Genomic DNA, 20,848 nt, shown 5'->3' on the forward strand with positions numbered 1-20,848 from the left:
GCTCCTGTTGATGTGCCGAGTATTTAAAAAAGTAAATAAGAAAGCATTTAAAGTTGTACCGATCGGTAACATAGGTCAAATAAATCCCTAGATTCATTTTTGCGAGGTTCATAGCAATGAGTGGTAAACGTACTTTTGACGATGAAAAGGCACTTGAGTCAGCTATGGGCGTGTTCTGGAAAAAGGGCTACGCGGGTGCATCGCTAGCGGAGCTAACCCAAAGCATGGGGATCAATAAACCCAGTATGTATCGCACGTTCGGTAATAAAGAAGCCTTGTTTCTAAAGGCGACCCAGAGATATATTGAGAAAAATGCCCAACCTCATTTTGTGCATTTACAGCGGAAAGGCATTCCGTTAGCACAGCGTATTAAAAATTACATGACATCAGTGGTAAGCGAGCAGTGTACTGCTGAAGATCCTAAAGGATGTTTCATATTTTTATGCCAAGGGGAGATTGCCAGTGGCGATATGCCTGAGTTGCCGAGCAATTTACTGAATCAGGCGAGTCAAAAAATTCAAGACGCGTTAGTTGATATCTTCACTGATGATCCACAAGCGATTAAACTTGGGTTAAATACTCGCGCAGAGAGTATCGCATTATGTATCGCTACTACCCTCAGAGGTACAGCCTCTATGGCTCGAGCAGGTGTACCGTTAAGTGAATTGAAAACGGTCATCGAGCACAGTCTTCGTGGTATAGGCTTATCTTAGTAACGGTCAAAATGGCTGTCATTTTGACTTAATAGGCACGCTTCCGTGCATTTTTACCAAGCGTGAATAAACACTTCTTCAGTCTTTTCGCAGCAATCGATTCTCATTAGGTGTCGATTGAATAAACCTTCTGCGTTAAAAGACAAACCAGCCTTTTAGTTTCACTCTTATCGTTTATCTCACTCTGACTTGTTACATTTCAAAACAGTTATCCCAGGGCTAGCGTTGTATAACTATTGAATTCTCAAGCATATCAGCAGATAGTAAATTGATTTGATTGAATATTAATCAAATGATCAATATTCAATCTTGCCACTTTAAAGCAGCGCATTATCAACTATCAGGAGAAACACCATGTCACATATTGACCCCAAGCAAATCCCCCAGCAAGCCTTTGACTGGTATGACGAATATGCCCATGGTGATATGGACCGGCGCACCTTTATGTCACGCTTAGCGACCTTGTCGGTGGCAGGGTTAAGCATTGGCACCCTAAGCGGCGCACTGACGCCTAATTATACTTTGGCTGAACAGGTGTCCTTTAATGATGAAGCCATAACCGCCAGCTACCAAAAATTCCCGTCGCCGGATGGTTACGGCGAAGGCCAAGGTTACCTAGTTTTGCCCAGCAAGATATCAAAAGCCGTCCCTGCGGTTTTGGTGGTGCACGAAAACCGCGGCTTAAACCCTTATATAAAGGACGTGGCCCGCAGGTTAGCCAAACAAGGTTTTATCGCCTTTGCCCCCGATGCTTTATTTCCCCTTGGTGGATATCCTGGTAATGATGAGAAAGGCAAAGAAATGCAGCGTAGTATGGATCGCCAAAAGATAGAAAATGACTTTATCGCTGCAGCCAATTTTATTAAACAGCACGAAAAAACAACTGATAAATTAGGTGTGGTCGGTTTTTGTTTTGGGGGTTACATCAGTAACTTTTTAGCCGCTAAAATACCCGACGTAATTAATGCAGCGGTGCCGTTTTATGGTACTCCCGCCGCCGAAAACTTAGTGAGTCAGGTCAAAGGACCAATATTGCTTAATTTCGCTGAAAACGACAGCCGAGTAAATGCAAGTTGGCCAGCATACGAAAGCACATTAAAAGCCAATGGCGTGGACTACGAAGCGCATATTTATCCCGACACCCAACATGGTTTTCATAACGACTCCACCAGCCGCTATGACCCAAAGGCAGCGGAGTTAGCATGGACTCGTACCGTGGATTTCTTTAATACACATCTTATTTAACCGATAAACTCTGCATTATGTGGCAAGACAGTGCACCATGAAGTGCGCTGTGTTTCTCGGTCGTCTGCGACTCACTTTTTGTAATGTAATTTTTACTTGCCATCAAGAACAAATGAGAGAACTTTCAACAGGTTACTTTTCGATATCACCGATACACCTTTCAAAATCGAGTTATAAGACCTTGTTTTTATTGGGCGTTATTTTCACCGGTTGAGAAATACGAATAGGCACAGCCCATGCTTTAGCGATGATAGACAACCACGTTTAGTTGTTAATTGCAGAGGTGTGCATATGGATAAAATACGAATAGCGTTAGTAGGCGGTGGCCCTAGTGCTCTAGCTATTGTTAAAAAATTACTTTGCTGTGAACCAAGCCGATTTAGCGTCGATATTTTCGAGCGTAATACGTCTTTAGGTAAAGGAATGCCCTACAGCGAAGAAGGGGCATCAGCTGAGCACATTACTAATATATCCTCAGACGAATTAGCCCCATTTGATGAGACGTTAGCCCAGTGGTTAGGTAAGCAAAGTCACGCTTACCTTGCAAGCTATGGCATCGATAAAGGCAGTTTACACGTCAAGCATGTTATTCCGAGACTCCTATTTGGCGACTATTTAAACGCCCAGTTTGAAGTGCTTATACTCAAGGCTACGAGCAAAGGCCTGAATACCAATGTGCATCTAAACAGTAACGTTTTAGACATCAAACGCAGTGCTAACAAGCAGACTAGCGATGTGCAGACCGCGTCTGGTTGGGTAACAGGATTCGATAAAGTCATTGTTTGTACCGGACATTCATGGCCGCGTAGCAACGAAGGAAACGTTGCTGGCTATTTTGACTCTCCTTATCCACCGCAAAAATTGCACCATAAATACAATCATCCGGTGGCGTTAAAAGGCAGTTCTCTGACTGCAATTGATGCTATTCGTACTCTTAGTAAAGCGAATGGACGTTTTTATCACGACCATGAAAAGCTGAAATTTAAGCGAGCAGATGACGTACCGAATTTCAAAATGAAGATGCATTCATTGGACGGGTTACTACCGAACATACGCTTTCATCTAGACGACCCATTAGTGTCTGACGAAGGTATGCTCACCGAGCAACAAATTGCAGAGCATAGGGCCAATAACGACGGATTTTTAAGCCTAGACTTCATCTTCGAGCATAATTTTAAGAAGGTGCTCGAAAAGCGGGACAACACTTTTTATCAGAAAATAGCTGATAAAAACTTGGAGCAATTCACCGACTGGATGCTTGAATCGAGAAAGGCGTTCGACCCTTTTACCTTGTTTAAAATTGAATGTATTCAGGCTGGACAATCCATCAAACATGAGCAAACCCTGCAATGGAAAGAAGTCCTTGCCTTGCTCAGTTTCACCATAAACCATCCGGCTAAATATCTCTGTGCTGAAGATACGCTGCGCTTACACAAAAAATTACTGCCGTTGATTGGTTTAATGATAGCCAACATCCCACAACCCTCTGCAGAGCAACTATTGGCTCTGTACGAAAGTGGCGTGCTGGATGTGATCCCCGTTGATGAAAACAGCAGCCTGCAAATAAAAGGCGACCATTGTTTTGTGTATCACTATGAAAATATTGCAAAAAAATCCATCGCGACCCAATATCAGACCTTCATTGATTGCACTGGGCAGAAGCACCTACCCATGAAAGCGTTTCTGTTTAAATCAATGTTTGGTATTGACGATACTGAAAAAGTCTTGCCTGCTTGCGTACGCTTTAAAGATAAAGCTCAGGGAGAGAAACACCAAACTACAGATCCTGAAAAGGTGAAAGTAGGTGCCGACGGTGAATACTATTTAACGCTTCATGGGTTCGCCATAAATGATGAATACCAGCCCATTTTAGTCACTGGACAACCGAGCGAGCGCTATTTCATGATGGCAGTGCCTTTTATTAGTGGCTTCAACCCAGACTATTCGGGTTTCGATTTTTGCGAGCAGGTATCCACTATCATAGTGGATAAACTCTGCGCTGACGTGCCTTTACGCCCTGGGAGTTAACGCTGTAATCCACTGATCTTAGATAATAAAATCAAAGAGCATATAAGTACCTCGGGCTAGGAAAGTACTAGCCGACATTCGATACTGTGGCATTCATAAGGCTGATGTCGTCCAACGATGAAACGCGCATGTGGGTTTGGTAGTAATATTTGTTGCTGCGCTTGCCATTTGAACTAAACCAAATCTTCACTTGAACGAGTTGCCCTTTTACTAGAACGCGCTTTTTTAAGAAGTAAGCTTCAGGCGACATTTCATACTTTTTCTCAAACTCGGTAGCGATTTCAGGTGAGAGTACTATCGATATATTTCTTGGGTCGCGGTAATCGTATTCGGTATTTAGAAACACCCGTCCCTCAAGACTGCCTGTTGCTTTCACTCTGAATACACCCCCAGTCTCAAAAGATCTTGGGTAAATAACAGCCGCTAAGTTGCGATACGCCATGGTATCTGTGGTTACGCTCTTGTCGTCAATTTTCGCAGTTTGAGGTAGAGAACTGCCACTATTTTGAGAAGTGCTGCTGCAGCCCGCGAGCAATAATATTAACAATGCTGTCCATAATCTCATATCTTCATCTCTAATCATTGATGTACAAAAAATACCCGTCTAACTAAATCGAAACGTGGAGGTGACCTCCACCATCATGACTTATTGAGCGACTCGTCTGTATTTATCGTCTGAACTTTCATATCCGATGGCTCTTCAGACTCCTCACTTTCAAGACCCATCTCGACGACTTCTTGCGTGGTGCTGCGCATACTCACAAAGGGCTCGTAGTGCTCTCGCGCCACATCGTGGAAGCGAATACGATATAAGGTCCAGCAGGCTAAAATTGACAATGCTACACCTGAGACAACAAATAACGCCATATGGGTATACCCCAATAAAAACGAAACAATAAGTGGCCCAAGAATACTGCCGACGCTATTCATCATAAGTACTCCACTGCCTACTTCCATAATCGATAGGTCAGTGTTGTCATTCGCATGAGCTAAGCAAAGAGAGTAAAGGGGAAAGCTCAAACCACCGAGTAAAAACATAGTCACATAGATAACTTCAGGCGTGCGGCTATCAAGCGTAATCGCGGTAATACTGGTGAGCACAGCAACAACGGCTAGACCAGTGATTACATAACGCCTATCGATTCGATCAGACAAACGCCCAACGGGCAATTGCAATGCTGTACCACCTAATATAGTCACCGCCATAAACACACCCACTTGCCCTGCACTCAACTGATTGGCATCGGCTATCACTGGCCCTAACGCCCAAAAGCCACCGGTTACTAACCCACCAAAAAACGCTCCCACCATGGCCACTTGCGATACAGCAAATAAGCGCCTAAAGCTGAAGCTAACAGCCGGTATAGGCTGCGGAGCAGCTCGCCTAGTTAGGCCAACAGGTACAATACCCAATACCAGTAAAGCAGCCGCCAACATAAATAAACCGGCGTAACCAAGATCAAAGCCAACCAATAACTGCCCCACGCAGATAGCTGAAAGCGAGATCACGGTATACACAGAAAGCACACTGCCTCTGTATTCAACGGATGTTTTATCGTTAAGCCAACTTTCGATCACCATATAAATGCCCGCAATGCCCCAGCCAATTAGACAGCGAGCCACCAACCAAAGCACGAAATTATCCACCAAGCCGATAAATAACAAGGATGAGGTAAACAGCGCAATGAGTACCGTAAACACCCTAATGTGACCAACCCTTGCCACAAGGCGCGGAACCGTCAAGCAACCCAAAACAAAACCAAGGAAATAGCTCGAGCCGATATAGCCTATTAAATCAGCCTCCCACCCTAAGCTAATAGCGTAAAGCGGCACAATAGTCAGTTGTAAACCATGGCCCACGAGCAAGATGGCGGCCGAAAACAACAAAGAAAACATGGACTTTAATAAGGTCGGCATAGCACGGTCCAATTTGAAAATTTATCTTAAGCCACCGACAGTGACAGGTACAAACACTGACTCAAACAAGCTAAAGCAAAGTTGAGAGCGTTGAAATATTGAAGATCTACATAGTGGTGGTTTCGCAATATGATGTCCAGAATGAATTGCTATGCTCGGCAGGTTTTATCAGCATCTAAGATCAAACTTGCGTCTCATGCTCATAACAGTTGTTAGCATCTCAATTTATTCCGAATTCAGATAATAAGTGCGCATTCATTTTAGCTTGACCTTCCAGTGGCAAGAACCTTTAAGATTGCGCAAATTTTTATTCACACGTTCAAGAATTTATTTATGCCTAGCCCCTCTTTGTCTACCACATTTGCTTTTACCCTGAGTTGTATCCCTTTAGCTTTTACTCCGTTTAGTCAGGCTGATGAACTACTCGCAGTACATGATGATGGCGCTCACGCAGACGAGCATGAGCATACAGAACAGGTTGAAAAGATTGTTGTTCAAGCAACTCGCTCTGGGCGTATCGCCGATGACCAGCCTATACGTGTGGAGCTTATCGACAGAGAAGAAATAGAAGAAAAGGCAGCCATGCGCCCGGGCAATATCTCAATGCTGGTCGCTGAAACAGGTGGTGTTCGAGTGCAAACCACCTCCCCAGCTCTTGGCAGTGCAAACATTCGGCTACAGGGTCTGTATGGCCGTTATACTCAGTTGCTGGCCGACGGTTTGCCTCTATATGGTAACCAAGCATCATCAATTGGCTTATTACAAATTCCTCCGACTGATCTTGGCCGCGTTGAAATTATTAAAGGCTCCGCATCTTCACTTTATGGCGGCTCAGCATTAGGTGGGGTGATTAATCTTGTATCTCGAACGCCGGGAGATACCTTAAACGGCGAAGCCTTACTCAATGTAACTACGCGCAATGGTCAAGACCTAACCTCATATGTGGAAAGCCCCCTGAGTGACGATGTGAAAGGCTCTCTCACGGTGGGCGCTCATCATCAAAACAAAGAAGACATAGACGATGATGGCTGGATAGATTTGCCCAGTTACGAGCGATATAGCGCTCGCCCCCGATTATTTTGGGAAGGGCAAAATGGTGAAACGCTTTACGCGACGGCAGGCTTTATGACCGAGCAACGCGAAGGCGGCACTATGCCCGGGGCGGTCGTTGCTGACGGTAATCCCTATGAGCAAACCCAAGATTCCCAACGCATAGATGGCGGCTTGGTGTTTAATATGCCGATGCTCGATACGCTAACCCTCAATGCCAGAGCCTCTGCTATGGTGCAAGATCACGACCATACTTATGGTGACCTTGCAGAAGACGACCAACACGAAAGCTACTTATTAGAAAGCAGTATTGCCGGTTATAACGGTGCTGCTGACTGGCTAGTGGGCTTAGCTTATCAAACAGAACAGTTCACGTCTGATACCTATAACGAATTCGATTATACCTACGAAGTACCCGGCATATTTACTCAGTTAGACTATGAATGGAACGAGCAACTGACTACCTCAGTAAGCGCCCGAGTAGATGATCACAGTGAATACGGCACCCAATTTAGCCCCAGAGTCTCCATGCTTTACCGCCCCGGTGACTTAACCATCAGAGGGTCATACGGACAGGGTTATTTTGCCCCAACGCCATTCGTTGAAGAGATTGAAGCCGCTGGTTTATCACGCCTCGAGCCTTTGCAAAACTTGGAAGAAGAACAAGCAGAAACGGCGTCACTGGATGTAACCTATCGATTCGAGAGTATCGAAGCGAGCGTGACAGCATTTGGCTCTAATGTTGAAAACGTGACTGAGTTACAAGCCTTTTCATCGAACAACACAAATGAACTTGACAGAGTAAGACTCGTAAACGCCGAAGGCGAAACACAGATCCGTGGCTCAGAAGTATTAATAAGATACTACTGGCGCGACGTAAAACTGACCGCAAGCTATCTATACCTAGATGCAACTGAAGTGTCACCGGACAACAGCGGTAGAAGAGAGATCGCGCTCACTCCAAGGCATTCCGCTGGTCTTGTTGCCATGTGGGAGCAACACGGAAACTTCAGGGTCGGCTTTGAAGCCTATTACACTGGGCCGCAAAGGCTGAACGACAACCCTTACATAGACGAATCGAATCCCTATTGGCACTTAGGCCTCATGGGGGAGATCACGGTAGGCAGAGCAAGCTGGTTTCTAAACCTAGAAAACCTATTAGATGTAAAACAAACCGACGAACACCCGCTATTACTGCCTTCACGAGCCGCAAGCGGCCAGTGGACCACAGATATCTGGTCACGAAACGACGGCTTCATCGCCAATGCGGGGGTTAGGGTGAAGTTTGGAAACTAGTTGGTTTTGAGTCAGCATCAACATATCAGCCCTGTTAATACTGGCTTAAAAAACTCATGCGCTCTGCTTATGGCATTCATGCCTATTTTATAAGAGGCCTCCCTGACGCGTTTCGTAGATTAGAGCTAGGGATGTTTTCTGTGGAGTAAAACTTCTCCGTGGTTCATTTACTAACTCACGTGCCCACGCCTCATATAATGAATAGCATCCATAAACTACAAGAGTAATTCAAGGAACAAATAAACACGCCTCGCTAATCTAACCGCACTTTGCTGACAGAGTAAAAAGGTTGGACGGTGCAGAATATTTTGTCGCAAGGGATTCAAGTATGGAATTACGTAAAAAACGGGTATAATTTCATTTTTAAGAAAAGCAATGCGAGAATATATAACGACATGGTTACCATTAAAGATGTACCCGCGCACGCTGGCGTAGCCTTTAAAACCGTATCTCGTGTTGTAAATAACGATCCTACTGTTAAACCTGTCAACCGAAATAAGGTATTAACATCTATTGCTGCGTTGGACTACCGCCCAAATCGTGCAGCTCAAATGACAAGACGTAAAAAGTCAGGGGTTATTGGGTTTATTGCCGATGAACTTTTACGGGTGCCTTACACGTTTGACCTTATTCGCGGTGCACAAGATTTAGCGTGGAAAAATAATAAAGAGCTCATGGTGCTCAACGTAAATGTGGATAAATATAGTATAGAGGGAGCCATAAACCACCTACTTGGTCACAGAGCTGAAGGTATTATTTACGCCGCCATGTACCATCGAGAAGTTGAACTTCCTCAGCAGCTCACTCCTATCCCAACAGTTCTTGCTAACTGCTTTGACGCTTCTGGCCGCTTTGCCTCTATCGTGCCTGACGAAAAAGAAGCGGCCAGGGAAATTACCTCAAAAATGCTTAATAAAGGCTACCGTCGAATTGCCTTTTTAAACTTAAACGAAAATATTATTGCTGGTCAACAACGTAAAGCGGGCGCTGAGCAAGCTTTCGCCGAGCACAAGGGTAAAGATTGTGAGCTACATATAGAATCTGTCATTATTGATGATGGAGCAAACGAACGATCTGTCACTCGCTTGCGTGCTGCTGAACTTATCCAAAGCTTTAAGCCCGATGCAATCTTGTGCGGACAAGATCCTATGGCGGTTGAGGTGTACTTCGTAGTGCAATCTCTCGGATTAAAAGTAGGTGAAGACATTGGTATTGGCAGTTTCGATGACTGGGACATCATACCGACATTACTAAAACCCGAACTTACCACTATGGCGCTTCCTCATTATGACATGGGCCAATGGGCGATTAATTACCTATTAAACGAGCGTACCGACTTAGTAAGCCAAACGGCCAAATTTAACTTAATTAATCGGGACTCATTTTAAATTTACTTGAACTGAGATGCACATTTAATCTTGCCATTACCCTCTAGCACTAACCAAGAGATGACAACGTTTATAGTCACCACAGTGCCTAATACCAAATAGGCATTAGCAAAACCCAACGTATCGTACATTTCGCCCACGACCGATGACAACGCCGTCGTAACTGCCTGCGACACGACATTGAACCCTATCAAATAAATAGTCGCGGACAGCCTAGAATCGAAGTTAGCGGATATATATTTGAATATACTCACAAGCAGAAGTGGTAATTCTACCGCATGCAGCAGCTTTACCAGTGATATCGAGATAGCGTCGTCCACCATACCAGATGCCAAAATACGCAGTGCCATAATGGCGCCACTGAGTAACAATCCTTTTTTTGCTCCAATTTTATTTACTACACTCGGCGCAATGAACATCAAGCCCGCTTCAATAAAAACTTGTACCGAATTTAAGTAGCCATAGAACCGGTTACCTTCCTCAACATTTGGGAACATCGAGGCAAAATAGATGGCGAATTGCTGGTCGTAAATTTGATATAGACATGATACGCCCATAACGTAAAAGCCTAGACGCCAAAAAGAAGTGAGTTTCAGAAGCGCAAATACATCTAACGCAGTAATGTTATTTGTATGTAGAGTTTTTGCAGTAATATTTTCTGTTGGTAGACGAAGCACACAAACAAAAAAGACAACGCCACTGATACTCGCAATCCAAAAATTAAGCTGCGGGCTTATGTTAAACATCATCCCCGCTGTAAATGTGGCAACCGCCCAACCTAGCGAGCCCCACAACCTTACTTTACCAAATTCAACGTCATGCTGGCGTCCGATACGCTCGATTAACGCCTCTAAGGTCCCCACCGCAGCACCAAATGCGGATGCACTGTAAATAGCGCCAATGCAAACACCAATATAAAAATAATGGGTCAATAGTGGTTGATAGGCAAACACAAAAAAAGGCCCAACACCCACGGTTAACAATGCCAAAATACGTAGCAATTGCTTACCAGTACCTAACCTATCTTGCACTACGCCGTAAACTGGCATGGCAAAAAGTGCTGCTAGCGCATTTGCCGCAAAGACAATACCGGTTTGCTTACCCGATAGTTGTAATGTTTGGTTAAGCCACAAAGGAAACAGCGAATAGGCGAACGACCACGTTAGGAAAAACGTTAACAGCGCCATCGCTGAAGTCCAGTATGCGGTGCGAGGTCGTGGGTTCATTTCCACGACCATCCTGCTGGAATTAGATAGGCGTTATTTACTAGCATAAATGGATGCCAAGCGTGCACCGGAAACTGAATGGATCACCGTAGTATCATCATTAGTTCGCAAGGTATTGTAAACTGATTCCGGAAATACTAACGCTGTCACGACCGTTAGCCCATCGTCAATAAACACTTCAACTGAACCTCGGTCAGCTACAACCGTAACTTCTATTTCATCGCCTTCGTAACTAAGCAGTGCATTTTGAGTAGTACCGAACTCACTGTGGAAATCTATTTTTCCCGATAGACTACGATCTAACCTTACTTCGTTTGCTTCAGTATCAATAGCAAGATTAATACTTTGTCCTTCGTCATTTTCCAAAACGATATGACTCACAGTGTTACCTTTAAGATCTACCGTAAAATAAAATATGGAGGCTGGATTATTTCTCTCATCCGCCGCACTTTCTAATGTAAACGTTTCACCAAGAGTTAGTGAAGGCTTACTTTTACTCTGACGTTTCAACGTATTAATTTCATCTACCAGTTTGCTTTGAACCCTTAGCCCTTGAGCGCTATTTACTAATCGTAACTCCCTAGGCAAAGTCATGGCACTTCTAAAATTTTCCGAGGGAACTTCGTTTGCGTATAACCAGTTACTCATCCATCCCATGAATATGTGGCGTCGCTCTTCACTATCAGGCTTTTTGAAAAAGGTAACGCCTGCGTAGTTGTCGGTTCCATAATCTAACCAAATAGCTGGCTCAATTTGATTACTGGCAGGCTTCGGTGAAAACACAAATTGATCGACTAACACGTGCCCCCAACCACCAGATTCATGATCAATAATTTGGAGCTGTGCTTTTTTACCTACATAAGCCGATACATTCCAGCTTATGTTGCGTAGGATATTGCGGTTTTTCCCGGTAGCCGATATAACCACTTTATTGTCTACCAGCAGGTTAACACCAACTTTTTCTGTATGCTGCCCACCCGCTAACTTGAAATTGATGTATGCCTGCTCGACTAAAAATTCCGGTGACGTGAGCGAACCTGTAGAAGCGTCTCCATCTTTAAAACTATTGATGAGATATTCACCTTCAAAGCCTACGGGCTTAGGCTGAACCCCATGCGAGCCAGCTGTTGGTGCCCCTTCGAAAGCATTCCCGTTAGCCTGCCAGCCATTTACACCTCGTTCAAAATCGGCAAACACGGTTCCGGCTGGAAATTCTGCCGGTGCTTGGGTTAATGTTTGTTGCCACTTGTCGTCCAACGTGAAGTTTTTACCATCGAAATCTCCCACGAAGTACTGAGTTGCTGAGCCTCCGTTAGGTCCGCCAGGCATAATGCTTACGAGCAATACATATCGGTATTCATCTGTGCCTTCAATAGGTAGAAGAATTAACTCAGGACATTCCCATACACCACCGTGACTCCCTATGTTTTCACCAAAGGTACTTTCTAGCTGCCAATTTTTCAGGTTCTTGGAACTATAAAAGCCGATATGGTCTTTTTGCGCTAGCACCATAATCCATTGATCACTTCCTTCATGCCACATGACTTTTGGGTCTCTGAAGTCGCGAATACCCGGATTTTCAATGATGGGATTGTTAGCATATTTCTGCCATGTACGGCCTTTGTCTAAGCTGTACGCCATGGCTTGTGTTTGAAAGTCGATTCGTCCTTCTTTCTCTAGCTCTGAGTTGTGATAGGTATAAAATGCAACGATTGGTGGATTTTCCTTTGACCCTAACCCGCTTGAATTATTCCAGTCGACCACAGCGCCACCCGAGAATATCGTCCCTTGTTCATCTGGATACAATGCAATGGGTAGATGTTCCCAGTGAACCAAGTCTCGGCTAACCGCATGTCCCCAGTGCATAGGCCCCCATACAGATGCATCAGGGTTATGCTGATAGAAAAGATGATACTCCCCATCAAGGTAAAACATACCGTTTGGATCGTTCATCCATTTTTCTGGCGGTGTAAAGTGGGCCTGCGGCCTATATTTTTCATTGTACATAAGGACAGATCCTATCGTGTCTGTATTGACGGTTGTTACCGGACTTTGCATTGAACAACCAATCAACGCAGTTAAAATTAAAACACTGGCTATACTTTTCATTAAATACGAGCTCCTATTCCGACAACTCTGAAGCCACATCTTCAAGAGTGCGACCTTTGGTTTCAGGCATCATGAAACGTACAAAAATCAATTGTAGAAACATGGCAAAGGTGAAAAAGAAAAAGACGTGATGTGCGCTAAACGTCGCCAGCACCTGGGGCATAATTAGCGTGATTATGGCAGCAAATATCCAATGGGTTCCGCTTCCTAAAGACTGCCCTTTTGAGCGAACTGAATTAGGGAATATTTCAGCAATAAACACCCATATGACGGCTCCCTGTCCCAGCGCGTGGGATGCAATGAAAACAAAAATGGCCAGCACAACTACAGCGCCACCTATTCCGCTGTAAAAGGCCCAAGTAACCGTTGCTAAAGATAGTATGTAACCGAGCGAGCCAACGTACATAAGTAGCTTGCGGCCACATTTGTCAATTAAACTCATTCCCACCATAGTGAAGACTAAATTCACTAACCCTACGCCAGCTGTGGATAACAACGCATTGCTTGCATCAAGCCCTGCCATTTCAAACACTCTTGGGGCGTAGTAAATAATAAAATTGATACCGGAAAGCTGATTAAACGCAGCAATTAAAAATGCTAGCGTTATAGGCAACTTATATTCGCTTTTAAATAGCGAGGTAGTGGGTTGCCGCATTGCCGATTCACGCACTTGCGCAATAGTAATATCAATATCTTCGCTACCAAGCTCTTGCATGACTTCTCGCGCTTCACGCTCATTATTACGCTTGAGCAGTAACCAGCGAGGGCTTTCTGGAGCTTTAAGGAGCAGAATTAAATAAACCAGTGCTGGAACTGCCTCAACACCTAACATGACCCGCCAGTCTTGCGGGATAATATCGGTAAGTAGGTAGTTAGATAGAAAAGCAATAAGAATACCGAAGACTATTTGGAACTGATAAGTTGCCACTAAGCGACCACGCAAATGAGCCGGGGCAATTTCAGAAATATAAGCAGGTACCACAATTGAAGAAATACCCACTCCGATCCCCCCAATGAAGCGAAGAATGGCAAAGGTATATGGATCTTGTGCGAGGGCAGAACCGATGGCTGATAGTAGGTACAAGACACCTATAATAACGAGTGTCTTTTTACGACCTAATTTATCGCAAGGAATGTTTCCCGTTAACGCACCTAGTACCGTTCCCCAAAGCGCTGAAGACATGACAAACAATCCATGCACCAGTGGAGAAGTGTCCCACAGTGTCTGTATAGCTTGATCGGCACCAGAGATAACAGCGGTATCAAACCCGAATAAGAATCCGGCAACCGCGACAGTCACCGACCACGTGATAATTTTGTTCATAATAATATTTATTCACTTTAAGCGCCTATATCGATATGCATACCGATATAGGCACGGCTGTTGTTAGTAGCCTGGGTTTTGAATATAAATACCGCCACTCAAATTAATCTGTTGATTAGGAATTGGTAGGTACTCATGTTTGTTTTTAGTAAATTTTGCTTCCACTAAATACGGTTTGCGGTTTTGTTCTACGCTAAGATACGAATCGATAGTTTCTTTAGCGATACCCCAGCGAACTAAGTCAAAGAAACGATGACCTTCTAGCCCAAGCTCCAAACGACGTTCAAAATGAAGCGCTTGGCGTGCTTGCTGTTTTGAAGTGAACGCCGTATAGGTGCTAATACGGTATAAACTGGCGTTATTGAGTCGCTCGGTGCTGTTGGCGGCACGCTCACGAATTCGATTAATTATCGGTAACGCTTCAGCAAACCTATCTAGTTCAATTAATGCCTCTGCTTTCCAAAGTAAAACGTCTGAATAACGAATAATAGGTGTATTCAACGAGAAGATTGGGAAGGGGCCGTTCGCTCCGCGGCAATCACACTCAGGGTTTTCCATGTCTTTTATAGCGTTAAAATTGCCGTAAATAGCAGGCGCACGAGCCCAAGAGTCGCCACCGTGAATGTAATTCTCATCATATTTGAAGGGCTTGCCTTCCATTGCAACGGTGTGATCTAAGCGTGGATCAACATAATCGGTCTCTACACGATAATTTGCATCGTTGTACGAATCGAACTGTGGCAAGCCTTCTTGGTCGGTTTTAAACGCATTAACAAAGTTTTCGGTTGGCACATGAAAGCCACAACAACCAAACCCACTTTCGCTTGAAATAGGAGCATTTAGCGCACTAGGCCAACTGCCTCGGCCATCTGGTGAGCCATCATTAAGCGAGCGCTGGATTGCAAATACCGACTCTTGCCCATTCTCAAATTCAAACAGAAAATTCTCTGCATAGTCATCGGCCAAACTAAAAACAGCACTGGCTTCAATTTCATCAACTAAGGCAACCACTTCATTAAGCTTGTCTTGATTGATATTGATCACGTTGTGCAGATCGTCTTGCTCGTACGCTTGATAAAGTAAAGTTTTGGCTAAAAATGCTTTCGCAGATAACGCTGACGCTCGGCCAACATCCACTTGAACATCTGGCAATGTTTCAGCACCTACACGGAAGTCTTCCGCCATTTTGTCCCACAACTGCTGATCGGTAAGATCGCGGTTGCTAGCAGACAGAATATCTTCCTGTGTCATGGTTTCATCAATCCAAGGGATATGTTTATGATGAATTTTCAAGTCAAAATAAAAGAAACCCCGAATAAACCTAAGTTCTGCAGACTGCAAATTACCATTAGGTAGTTCGGCGGCAGGCGTTTCATTAATAATTTTAAGCGCCGCGTTCACGCGAGAAATACCCGTATAGTTTCGCGTCCACTTCTTATTATTTAAATCAATAAGATCGGGTGGAAAAGACTCCATATCTGGCACGATGGGCTCGTATAGCGACAAGGCATGGTAGGCGAATATATCTGAGGGACCATTCCCGCCTTTATGTGCATCGCCCGCGCGTAAGTTTCCGGTAGGCCAGAGAAAATTAGGTGCTGTATAGTGATCATTGCCTATATAGGAATACGCCGCTATCACTAGGGCATCAACGTTTTCTGCGGTAGCAACCTGCTCTTCAGTGAGCACTGCTTGGGGTGCCGTATCTAATTGATCACTGCCGCCGCAAGAGGCGACCGACAGCGCGACTAAACTACTTGCTAATAACTGTGTTACTCGTTTCATAATTCAAATCCGTAAAAATAGGGGCGCTTAGAAAGACAAATCCATACCAAGGGTGATTCGACGCGGTACTGGGAATACCTCATTTGGCGTTTCAGGATCTTGGCTTAACGTGCCATCTGGCGTGATGGTAAGTAGGTTTGAGGCTTGCACATAGAAGCGAGCATTGCTCAGTCCAAAGCGCTCAACAAAATCAAGTGAAGGGGTGTAGCCAACGCTGATGTTACGTAGTTTTAGATAAGTGCCATCTTCCCAAAAGAAACTCGATTGACGGCCTTCACCGTTGTTATCCACCAAAGTGAGGGCCGGCACTGTGCTGTCGGCATTCTTAGGTGTCCACGCATCTAACGTTCGAGAACCATAGTTTGAACCAATGTTAAGCGAGGTAAAGTCGGTAAATAAGCGCCAGTTGTTGCGAATTTGTCCACCTTTTACGCCCTGCCAAAACATGTTGAAATCCCAGTCTTGGTAGCGGAAAGTAAAGTTCATTCCATAAATGAAATCTGGATCGGTGTCGGCAAAGAAATCTTGATCGTTCTCGTCGATAACACCGTTTCCGTCAAGATCTTTCCAGCGAATACGACCTAAGCCAGCGCCTGCTTGTGCGGCGTGTGAATCTATTTCTTCTTGGTTTTGGAAAAGTCCGTCTGCTACGTAACCATATACAGAGTTAATGGAATGCCCTAAGATGGTTTTATCTTGACCATTACCGCCAAACGAATTCACCACATCTTCCGGTAAAGCCGTTACCGTGTTTTTGGCGCTAGAGACATTGAAGCTAATATCTACTTGCACTTCATCTTCTAGGAAATCTATGTCTACCCAGTTTTCATAGCCAAGTACTAACTCAATGCCTTTGTTCTCAATGGTGCCGCCATTTACCCAACGTTGAGCACCTTCGCCAAGGGTAGCGATAGGTTGAGTCAGGGTTAAAATATCGCGAGTTTCTTTTTCGAACCAGTCCACGCTGCCATAAACAGTTCGCCCAAATAATTCAAAATCGATCCCGACATTGACCTGAGTGGAGGTTTCCCACTTTAAGTCTTCATTACCCGTTTGTGCTTTTACAAACCCAGATGGCAATGTTCCGCCATTGGCACCCGTTACATCGTATGCGGTTCCTTCGTCTTGAAGATCTGTGAAGAGGGATTGAGTTGCATAGCGTGGAACATAGGTAGTGAATGTGGCATTTGACGCAATTTCCTGGTTTCCGGTTTCACCTATACTCGCTCTAAGTTTCAACGTATCAATAGATTCAATATCGAAAAACTCTTCGTTTGTGATAACCCAACCTACCGATGCCGCTGGGAATGTTCCGTATTCATTGTTTTTACCAAACCGAGATGAACCATCTCGTCGCACCGTTGCTGATGCTAGATAGCGATTGTCGTAGTTATAATCTACCCGCGCAAATTGTGAGTCTAAGGCCCATGAATCGCCCTCTCCTTCAACACGAACATTTTCTGTTGCTTGAGACAAATAAGCGAACGCGCGGTCATCAGAAGCAAAGCCAGAACCAAACCCTCTAGACAACTCGTTTTTAGCATCAATTTGTTCAACGCCAGCTAAAAAATTAAACTTATGTTTATCATCTAAAACAAGCTTGTAAGTAGCCGTAGCGCTGGTAATAATACTTTGGTTCCAGCTGTCTTCTACGCTGAGTAAATCATCTGAAGATAAGAAGCCTGCAGTAAATTCTCGTCTGAAATTGCGGAAGTAATATTGTCCATAATCAAGTCCGACTGAGCCTTTCAATACTAAATCTTCAATTGGTTCATACTCGACATAAAAGCTTCCCATTATCTTGTTGTAAGTACTTTCGTTGTCACGGTTTTGCTCGATGATTCGAATAGGATTGTCTCTGTCGGTAATACCCGGAACTGGCCCGCCCCAGTTTCCTAAATCGTTATAAACCGGCACGATAGACTGTTGCTCTATCGATAGACCAACAATTTGACCAGCCAAGTCATTGATGAGTGTTTGCTTTTGGTCAGTAATTAGAAAAGTTTGGCCGACGGTTAACTTATCTTCCATTATTTCGTAATCGGCATTAATACGAAAAGACATGCGTGAAAACTTTGAACCATCTACCACGCCTTCTGCGTCGTAATAGCCGATAGAGCTATAAAAACTAGCTCGGTCGTTACCACCTTGTAACGACAGGTTCATGTCTTGGATGTCAGCAGTTTGGGTTACTTCATCGAACCAGCGGGTATCAGCCGCTCGTTGAACGCCTTCAGGATCAGTGTACTGAGGTATGATCACGCCATTCAACTCAGGGTTAGAAAAATCACCATTCCAGTCGTATGAGTAAAGTGGGCTTGCTGAGTTAGGTTCCGTCCCATCGTTAACTGCTGCTCGCCATACTGCTTCGCCGCGTTCTTGAGTGTTTAAAGGATTTAGGTCAAAACTGTATTCTTCAGACGACTGATTGAAACGAAAATTAAAGTCGAGACCATCGCGACCTCGCTTAGTGGTAACAACAATAACCCCGTTTCCTGAGCGGGCACCATAGATGCTGGCCGCTGCAGCGTCACGTAGGACTTGTATATCAGCAATGTCATTACTGTTTATTTCTTGAAGACCGGACTTAGTTGGAATACCGTCAATTATATAAAGAGGGTCGCTGTTCCCCAAGGGACCCAGCCCTTGTCCACGAATACGCACTGTGGCTGAAGAGCTGGGGTTACCATTAGTTGTAATTTGAAGGCCTGGTACGCGCCCTTGAAGATTTTGCATGATGTTGCCAGAAGGTAAATCGATGACATCTTCAATATCTACAGACGCAATAGACCCAGTCAAATCTGTCTCATCTACTGCACTGTAACCATAAGAGACTTGAATAACTTCAACGTCGTCCTCGATAGCAGCGCTGTTGACCTCGGCCTCTTGCGCCATTGAAAGAGGTGCATGCATTAACCAAAGCATCGAGCAAGCGGGCAAAGCCTTGCGGATATGCTGAGTTAATGGGTGTAATTCGATATTTTTCATTTCACATTCCAAATCTGTGGTTGTGTGCTAAGTTAAAAATAAACAACGTTGTCTTTTTAACTTATATAACTTCAAAATATTATTCAACATAAATTTAACAAATAATTACATATCTCTACCTTTAACGTTTAAATTTCGGTCTAATCAATAACTTAATAAAAGTGATTTGCAGCCGGACCCCCGCCCAGTAAAGAAGAAGGTATTTGAGGAAACTGTTGGAGAGCTCGCAAAAGCAGTATTAGTGAGGTGATTGGGAAATAGTCTTCTCATTGCATGGCAAAACACACCGCATACAGCCGTCAAGCTAGTTTGTCGGAACAAGGGGTTCACACCATCCTTCAGATGTTCAAAATGGTTCCCAACCATTTTGTCTTGGTGACTCTTTCTTAGCTGTTGAAGAAAGAGTCACTAGAGCCGCGTGGCAACCGCCTCTGGATGAGGTTTGAAACTCAGCATGAATGCTGGTACGCGTAGCGTATATTTCGTGGCCGCAGACCATAACTAAGCAAAGCGTATGCTTTGAGTGTACGCAGTACATAGCGTGGCTAAAAGCCATAAAAAAGGGCGCCAGTTAAGCGCCCTTCTTAATATTGAATCAAAACACGCGTTATACGCGTTCGAACACAGTTGCAATACCTTGGCCTAAACCAATACACATGGTCGCTAAGCCGATTGACTTATCGTTCGCTTCCATTAGGTTGATTAAGGTAGTTGAGATACGCGAACCAGAACACCCTAGTGGGTGACCAAGCGCAATCGCACCGCCGTTTAGATTTACTTTATCTTCGTAAGTATCTAACCAGCCTAGCTGCTTAATACATGACAAGGCTTGTGCGGCGAAGGCTTCGTTAAACTCAGCTAATTCGATGTCAGCCATTGTCATGCCAGCACGTTTAAGCGCTTTTTGCGTGGCAGGAACTGGGCCAAAGCCCATGATAGCGGCATCACAACCGGCAACGGCCATGGCACGAATTTTCGCTCGTGGGGTTAAACCGAGTGCTTTGGCTTTTTCAGCAGACATAATCAACATGGCTGATGCGCCATCTGATAACGCTGAAGATGTGCCAGCCGTTACGGTGCCGTTGACTGGGTCGAATACTGGGCGCAAGCCAGACATGCTCTCAGTGGTTGAATCAGGACGAATGGTTTCATCTGCATCAATCAACTTTAAAACGCCGTCAGCGTCATGGCCTTCAGTGGCAACAATTTCATTCCAGCGACCTTCCACTGCAGCTGCATGAGCTTTTTGATGTGAACGGGCACCGAATGCATCTTGCATTTCACGGGTAATACCGTTTTGGCGACCCAGCAATTCAGCGGTCATGCCCATGCTACCTGAGGCACGAGCTGCAGTTTTGGCAATGCCTGGGTGAAAATCGATGTTGAAGTCCATGGGTACGTGGCCCATGTGCTCTACACCGCCAATCATGTACACATCACCGCGGCCACTCATGATGCCGCTTGTTGCATCATGCAAAGCTTGCATAGATGAGCCACATAAACGGTTAACCGTTACGGCAGCCACACTGCGTGGAATGTCAGTTAATAACTGCGCATTACGAGCGATGTTGAACCCCTGCTCTTTGGTTTGTTGTACACAACCCCAAATAATGTCTTCAATCTCGTTTGGATCAAGATTAGGGTTACGTTCTATCAGCTTGCTCATTAGGTGTGCTGATAACGTTTCAGCACGTACATTGCGGAAAATACCGCCTTTCGAGCGCCCCATTGGGGTACGAATACAATCGACTACTACGACTTCTTTCATGTTCTTGTCCT

At 44.6% G+C, this 20,848-nt stretch carries 13 protein-coding genes; 5 read left to right on the plus strand and 8 right to left on the minus strand.

The genetic code is table 11. The annotated features are described in order from the left end of the window. Positions 1-116 precede the first annotated feature (116 nt). The 3 genes from GMES_RS08955 to GMES_RS08965 all read left to right on the plus strand — a co-directional run bounded on the left by GMES_RS08955 (position 117) and on the right by GMES_RS08965 (position 3,986). Positions 117-713: a TetR/AcrR family transcriptional regulator gene (locus GMES_RS08955; RefSeq protein WP_006992328.1), complete on the plus strand. Its 597-nt coding sequence runs from the start codon at positions 117-119 to the stop codon at positions 711-713. 354 nt (positions 714-1,067) lie between these two features. After that, on the plus strand, positions 1,068-1,958 hold the full coding sequence (locus GMES_RS08960; RefSeq protein ID WP_006992329.1) for a dienelactone hydrolase family protein: 891 nt from the start codon (positions 1,068-1,070) through the stop codon (positions 1,956-1,958). Between the two features lie 291 nt (positions 1,959-2,249). Beyond that, positions 2,250-3,986, plus strand: a complete 1,737-nt coding sequence (locus tag GMES_RS08965) for an FAD/NAD(P)-binding protein (protein ID WP_006992330.1) — start codon at positions 2,250-2,252, stop codon at positions 3,984-3,986. Positions 3,987-4,053: 67 nt separating this feature from the next. Here GMES_RS08965 and GMES_RS08970 read toward each other — a convergent pair whose 3' ends face one another. Then, a complete protein-coding gene (locus GMES_RS08970) occupies positions 4,054-4,551 on the minus strand; it encodes a hypothetical protein (protein WP_039987019.1) in 498 nt (165 codons plus the stop codon). A 74-nt stretch (positions 4,552-4,625) separates the two neighbouring features. Beyond that, complete coding sequence (locus GMES_RS08975; protein WP_006992332.1) at positions 4,626-5,903, minus strand: MFS transporter; 1,278 nt, start codon at positions 5,901-5,903, stop codon at positions 4,626-4,628. Between the two features lie 333 nt (positions 5,904-6,236). Here GMES_RS08975 and GMES_RS08980 point away from each other — a divergent pair, with 333 nt between their 5' ends. Continuing rightward, the gene (locus tag GMES_RS08980) at positions 6,237-8,249 is read left to right on the plus strand and encodes a TonB-dependent receptor plug domain-containing protein (protein ID WP_006992333.1); all 2,013 of its coding nucleotides are present in this window, start codon (positions 6,237-6,239) and stop codon (positions 8,247-8,249) included. 395 nt (positions 8,250-8,644) lie between these two features. Continuing rightward, positions 8,645-9,637 carry a LacI family DNA-binding transcriptional regulator gene (locus GMES_RS08985; protein WP_039987038.1) on the plus strand — a complete coding sequence of 331 codons (993 nt, stop codon included), beginning with the start codon at positions 8,645-8,647 and terminating at the stop codon, positions 9,635-9,637. Positions 9,638-9,639: 2 nt separating this feature from the next. On the opposite strand, the gene GMES_RS08990 is transcribed toward GMES_RS08985, so the two are convergent. From GMES_RS08990 to fadA, 6 genes are all read right to left on the minus strand, one after another. Next, positions 9,640-10,863: an oligosaccharide MFS transporter gene (locus GMES_RS08990; RefSeq protein WP_006992335.1), complete on the minus strand. Its 1,224-nt coding sequence runs from the start codon at positions 10,861-10,863 to the stop codon at positions 9,640-9,642. 33 nt (positions 10,864-10,896) lie between these two features. Further along, entirely contained in the window at positions 10,897-12,972 is a 2,076-nt protein-coding gene (locus GMES_RS08995; RefSeq protein ID WP_006992336.1) for a glycoside hydrolase family 32 protein, read from the minus strand. A 13-nt stretch (positions 12,973-12,985) separates the two neighbouring features. Next, positions 12,986-14,296, minus strand: a complete 1,311-nt coding sequence (locus GMES_RS09000) for a sugar porter family MFS transporter (protein WP_006992337.1) — start codon at positions 14,294-14,296, stop codon at positions 12,986-12,988. A gap of 63 nt (positions 14,297-14,359) precedes the next feature. Continuing rightward, positions 14,360-16,081: a RagB/SusD family nutrient uptake outer membrane protein gene (locus tag GMES_RS09005; protein ID WP_006992338.1), complete on the minus strand. Its 1,722-nt coding sequence runs from the start codon at positions 16,079-16,081 to the stop codon at positions 14,360-14,362. A gap of 27 nt (positions 16,082-16,108) precedes the next feature. Then, the gene (locus GMES_RS09010) at positions 16,109-19,069 is read right to left on the minus strand and encodes a SusC/RagA family TonB-linked outer membrane protein (RefSeq protein WP_006992339.1); all 2,961 of its coding nucleotides are present in this window, start codon (positions 19,067-19,069) and stop codon (positions 16,109-16,111) included. Positions 19,070-19,676: 607 nt separating this feature from the next. Next, positions 19,677-20,837 (minus strand): acetyl-CoA C-acyltransferase FadA, encoded by a 1,161-nt coding sequence (gene fadA / locus GMES_RS09015; RefSeq protein WP_006992342.1) that lies wholly within the window; start codon positions 20,835-20,837, stop codon positions 19,677-19,679. Positions 20,838-20,848: the final 11 nt, after the last annotated feature.

Source organism: Paraglaciecola mesophila KMM 241, assembly GCF_000315015.1.
GTDB classification, from domain to species: Bacteria; Pseudomonadota; Gammaproteobacteria; order Enterobacterales; family Alteromonadaceae; genus Paraglaciecola; species Paraglaciecola mesophila.

Excerpts from the sequence above, each read along its gene's own strand:
- GMES_RS08955 (WP_006992328.1), top strand. The coding sequence starts at position 117 with ATGAGTGGTAAACGTACTTTTGACGATGAAAAGGCACTTGAGTCAGCT.
- GMES_RS08960 (WP_006992329.1), top strand. The coding sequence starts at position 1,068 with ATGTCACATATTGACCCCAAGCAAATCCCCCAGCAAGCCTTTGACTGG.
- GMES_RS08965 (WP_006992330.1), top strand. The coding sequence starts at position 2,250 with ATGGATAAAATACGAATAGCGTTAGTAGGCGGTGGCCCTAGTGCTCTA.
- GMES_RS08970 (WP_039987019.1), bottom strand. The coding sequence starts at position 4,551 with ATGAGATTATGGACAGCATTGTTAATATTATTGCTCGCGGGCTGCAGC.
- GMES_RS08975 (WP_006992332.1), bottom strand. The coding sequence starts at position 5,903 with ATGCCGACCTTATTAAAGTCCATGTTTTCTTTGTTGTTTTCGGCCGCC.
- GMES_RS08980 (WP_006992333.1), top strand. The coding sequence starts at position 6,237 with ATGCCTAGCCCCTCTTTGTCTACCACATTTGCTTTTACCCTGAGTTGT.
- GMES_RS08985 (WP_039987038.1), top strand. The coding sequence starts at position 8,645 with ATGGTTACCATTAAAGATGTACCCGCGCACGCTGGCGTAGCCTTTAAA.
- GMES_RS08990 (WP_006992335.1), bottom strand. The coding sequence starts at position 10,863 with ATGAACCCACGACCTCGCACCGCATACTGGACTTCAGCGATGGCGCTG.
- GMES_RS08995 (WP_006992336.1), bottom strand. The coding sequence starts at position 12,972 with ATGAAAAGTATAGCCAGTGTTTTAATTTTAACTGCGTTGATTGGTTGT.
- GMES_RS09000 (WP_006992337.1), bottom strand. The coding sequence starts at position 14,296 with ATGAACAAAATTATCACGTGGTCGGTGACTGTCGCGGTTGCCGGATTC.
- GMES_RS09005 (WP_006992338.1), bottom strand. The coding sequence starts at position 16,081 with ATGAAACGAGTAACACAGTTATTAGCAAGTAGTTTAGTCGCGCTGTCG.
- GMES_RS09010 (WP_006992339.1), bottom strand. The coding sequence starts at position 19,069 with ATGAAAAATATCGAATTACACCCATTAACTCAGCATATCCGCAAGGCT.
- fadA (WP_006992342.1), bottom strand. The coding sequence starts at position 20,837 with ATGAAAGAAGTCGTAGTAGTCGATTGTATTCGTACCCCAATGGGGCGC.